Genomic DNA, 4,169 nt, shown 5'->3' with positions numbered 1-4,169 from the left:
ATCCGCTGGAACAACGAGGTCGTGACCAGTTACCGTGCCCACCCCAGTCAAAAATATCCCTACTTTTACCCGCTGGCCGGGCCCATGACGGGTCTTTCCCTCACGACTGAGACGTCCCTTCCCTGGCCGCACCATCGCTCACTCCTTTTTGGATGCGACCGCGTCAACGGGGCGAACTACTGGCAGGGGCCGATCAGTGCGGGACAGATCGTCTCCCTGGGACCGCAACTCGGCACAACGACGAAGGATTCCGTGGAAATTCTCGACAGTTGTCGCTGGGCCGTGCCGGGACAGCAGCCCGTCCTTTCTGACGAGCGGCGATTCATCTGGCGGATGGTCAGCCCTGAGCTTCGCTTTCTCGACGCGGAAATTGTATGGAAGGCTGAGCAGGACGTCACGGTGGAGAAAACCAATCACTCTCTGTTCGCGATCCGGGTGGCGCCCGATATCGCACCGCTGAATGGAGGCCATCTCGCCAATGCGGAGGGGGCGCAGGGAGAGAAGGAAACATTTGGGCAGGTTTCCGGGTGGTGTGCGTTCTGGGGAGCCCGCCGCGGGCACGGACCTGTAGAAGGAGTCGCCCTCTTTGACCACCCGTCCAATCCCTGGGCCCCAACACCGTGGTTCACCCGTGATTACGGCTTCATGTCACCCACACCTTTTCAATTCCAGAAGCAACCGTGGCACCTGCCGAAAGGTGAATCGGTGCGGTTGCGTTACCGCGTCGTCATGTTTGCCGGCGGTCCCCAAGACGTGAAACTCCCGACGATTTACGATGCCTGGAGCAAAGAGTGAACGGCGGACGGCTCGCCGGGAAGTTTCCTGCTGGGAAGTGGGGAGAGGACCGGGAGGGCGAATCTGATTGACCAACGACCATTCCGGTGACGGAATATGGGGCGAATACGTGGAATGGAAGCCGAGTTGCCGTTGTGGGGAGGACGGGTGGATCTTGTCAGGTGGGAAGATGTCCGACAGTGGCGGCCGCTTCCTCCGGATTGATCTTTCCGGCAGCGGCGGAGGTCGGCGGCTCGGCGGCTCCTGAGAGGATGTCTGGGGGGAGAGCGGGTCCGTTGTCCAGGGCCACCGAGAGAACACCGGGTGCGGCAGAGTTCACTCCCTGGCTCGCCGGACCGCAACCCGCGAGTGCCGGGGAGGGTGTATGGATTTCCCCGAGCTTTACCGCTTTTTCCTGCGCGGAAGAAGCGTCTGACGGCGGGTGCTTGCGGAAGATATTGGCGCGCTGCAACCAGACGAAGATTGCGTCAAAGACGAGAAGGCTCAGACAGATCGTCACGAACATCGCAGAGTAGCGCGGCAGGCCAAAGTTCCCGGCAAGCCTGAGCACTGCCCCCGCGATGGGGCCACCCACAAAAAGGCCCGCGTCGAAGGTTCCGATCATCAGTGTGGTGGCGAGGCCGCGGTGGCGTTTCGGATAGGCGGCACTGCCCAGACCGACAATGGCGGGAAAGAGCACGGCATGTCCCAGACCGAAGACCAGGCCAGGGATCACCAGTTGCCAGGGTTGACGAACAGTCAAAAAAAGGAGCTGGCTGATGGCCAGGATGACCAGTCCCGCAGCGATAACGCGTTCCAGGCCCCAGCGCTGCAGGGGACGCAGGATGAGGGACCGCACTGTGATCGCTGTCAACGCATAGAGCACAAAGAAGCCGCTGACATCGTGCACGCCCATCTCGGCGACGAATCGCGGAAGAAAGGTGGGTGGAATAAAAAGCGCGGCACCCGCCACAATTCCGGCAGCCACCACCGATCCCGGCCAGTAGTGGCAGAGGATACGAAAGGTCGAGGGTCGTTTTCTTTGTCGAGGATGCCCGCGGAAATCGCTCCGTGACTTGGTTTGGCGGCGCTGCGCGCGACGGTTTGGGTTTCGTTCGGGGACCAGCCATGCCAGCGGGTAGCTGACCAGGCAGAGGGCAGCCGCCACCAGGAAAAGGCGGTCCGCCGACCATCGGTCGGTAATTCCGTGTGGAAACAACAGATCGGCCAGGGGTGCCCCCAGCACGACGCCGGCAAAACCGGCTGAACCGAAGATGCCGATCACCTCGGCCAGGCGTTCCTTGGTCACCCGACCGGTGATGAGCGTCATCGAGGCACTGAATACCCCCGCCAGCATGAGGATGTACAAAATCCGGGCAAGATAAATGAGTGGGCTGCGATAGTCGAAGATGGCGAGATGCAGGAGGCAGGAGCCGAGTGTTCCCAGGATGGTGATCAGCCATAACCGTCGGGCACCGAAGCGGTCGATGCTGTCGCCAAGGGCGAACCGTCCGAGAAGACTTCCCACCATTCCTATGCCGACAATCCACCCGAGGTGGTATTCTGTTCCGCCCAGGAAGTCCACGAAATCAGCGTAGCGGCAGAGGAGCGTGTTGGCTGCCGAAACAAGAGCGTTGGAAAGATAGGCCAGCCAGAAAGTGAAGTCGTACACGCGGCCTTCGTGCAGGACAACCGGCAACGGGAGAGGCCGATCGCTTAGCCCCTTTCCGGAGGATGGACACGTTCGAGGCGAGTGAGGTGAAAATCGGGCACGAAGGGTGGTGAGCATAGAGGATGAAGGCAAAATGGGTTTCTGCCGGCGCGTCGAAGTTCTCGAATGAAAGCAGTTCGCGAACCTACTCAGAATGAACCCCGTCGGGGGAAGACCCTCTCTTCTGGCGACGGTCGTTCCGAAAGAACACCTCTTCCAAAGAGGCTGCTATTGGCCTCACGGTTCGGTGATTGGCAATTTTACCCTGCCCGCGGGTCAAAGACAAAGGCCGAAAAAAACGAGGCGGATGGACGTTCAGAAGACGCGTGCTGCGAAGAAATAAAAAAAGAGTGGGGCGGGCTTTGTTGATGCTCCGAAGAACCTTGCCGAAGAGACAGAGTCATCTCCGGAAAGGCCCAGGTGCATCAACCCAGGTCGCAGAGTGCCGGCCCCTCGCACAACCCTGGACCTGGCCCACCCCACAGGGGCCTGTTTCAGGGGGTGATTCCCTCGCTAGCTGGTCCATCCGTGGAACCACCGAAGCGGATCAGGTTTTGACCGGGATCCGTTTCGGCTGGGCGGATTCGTCCTTGGGCAGCGTGATCCGGAGGACACCGTCCTTGTATTCAGCCTCGATCTTGTCCGGATTCACGGCCGCCGGCAGCGGGATCACCCGTTGGAACCGACCATATTGCCGTTCCACGCGGTGATAGGTTTTGCCTTTTTCCTCGGTTTCCTGCCGCCGTTCGCCCGTGATCCAGAGATGCCCTTCCTTGAGCTCGACGGAGAAGTCCTCAGGTTTCATACCGGGCAGATCGACCGAGACTTCGAAGGCGGTGTCAGTCTCCGCCACGTTGACCCTCGGAGCGAACCAGAGGCCCAATTCGGTCCCGTTTTCGCCGCCGAAGAATTGATCCATCAATTCGTTCATTTCTCGACGGAGCGATTCAAACAGCCGAGTCGGGCTCGCAGTCCAGGGTACCAGTGTCCGGGTCATCGCCACACCTCCTCTTCCCACTGAGAACTCGCCACCGAGCCACCCTTACCTCGACCCAGCCGGTGGCATCCCAGGCCGAGGCACCTGCCTTTGAGAAGGGAGGGCTTTTTGTCCCTCCGGCCCTCATATATAGCAAACACCGTGCCAATCGGCCGACATCCATGCGTCTGGTGACAAGAAGTGGCAATGCACAAGTGTAATTCAAATAATAAGTTGCGCTTTGATCATGCCGGCCATTTGGCTTTCTGAAAGATGGGCGACGAAAGAGCGCAAAAGAAGAGCGAGCGAACTGCCAATCTGGCAGTCTGTGCCGAAACCTTTTTGTAGATCAAGACTTACGCGGGGGATTGTCCCATCCTCAGGCGGTGCGCGCCTCACCGGGGGGTTCCTGAAGAGGCGCTTTCCGCCCGGGCGGTTCTCGAGAGTCCTTCCCGCATCGTCTTGAGATTGGAGTGCGGCACCGTGAGAGCCGATTCGGGGAGGCGTCGTGCGGCCACCGCCTTCTCCATCAGTTGGACCCCTTTTTCGGTGAGCTGGACCGCCCTGTCTTTCTGGCCGGTTTCCCAGTAGGAGACCCCCATGCTGACATAGGTTTCCCCCAGCCGGCCGGTGGTCGTCTCATCAAGCTGCCCGGCGGCAGCTTCCAGGTGTTCCAGGGCTTTGTCATAGTAAGGGGTGGCCTCCGCG

General features: G+C 60.2%; 4 protein-coding genes. 1 reads left to right on the top strand and 3 read right to left on the bottom strand.

The features are described 5' to 3' along the window. The coding region (locus H5U08_RS11610) for a DUF6807 family protein (RefSeq protein ID WP_297033178.1) at positions 1-795 on the top strand (795 nt) is incomplete at its 5' end. Positions 796-952: 157 nt separating this feature from the next. Here the strand turns inward: H5U08_RS11610 and H5U08_RS11605 are convergent. The 3 genes from H5U08_RS11605 to H5U08_RS11595 form a co-directional block, all read right to left on the bottom strand. Beyond that, positions 953-2,446 carry an MFS transporter gene (locus H5U08_RS11605; RefSeq protein WP_297033176.1) on the bottom strand — a complete coding sequence of 498 codons (1,494 nt, stop codon included), beginning with the start codon at positions 2,444-2,446 and terminating at the stop codon, positions 953-955. A gap of 586 nt (positions 2,447-3,032) precedes the next feature. Continuing rightward, positions 3,033-3,482 carry an Hsp20/alpha crystallin family protein gene (locus H5U08_RS11600; protein ID WP_297033174.1) on the bottom strand — a complete coding sequence of 150 codons (450 nt, stop codon included), beginning with the start codon at positions 3,480-3,482 and terminating at the stop codon, positions 3,033-3,035. A 374-nt stretch (positions 3,483-3,856) separates the two neighbouring features. Continuing rightward, a partial coding sequence (locus H5U08_RS11595) for a hypothetical protein (RefSeq protein WP_297033171.1) occupies positions 3,857-4,169 on the bottom strand: 313 nt, incomplete at its 5' end.

It is taken from the genome of Thermogutta sp. (assembly GCF_014359955.1).
Taxonomy (GTDB): domain Bacteria; phylum Planctomycetota; class Planctomycetia; order Pirellulales; family Thermoguttaceae; genus Thermogutta.
The sequence above is the reverse complement of the archived record's forward strand: the minus strand, read 5'-3'. Positions and strand labels throughout refer to the sequence as shown.

Excerpts from the sequence above, each read along its gene's own strand:
- H5U08_RS11600 (WP_297033174.1), bottom strand. The coding sequence starts at position 3,482 with ATGACCCGGACACTGGTACCCTGGACTGCGAGCCCGACTCGGCTGTTT.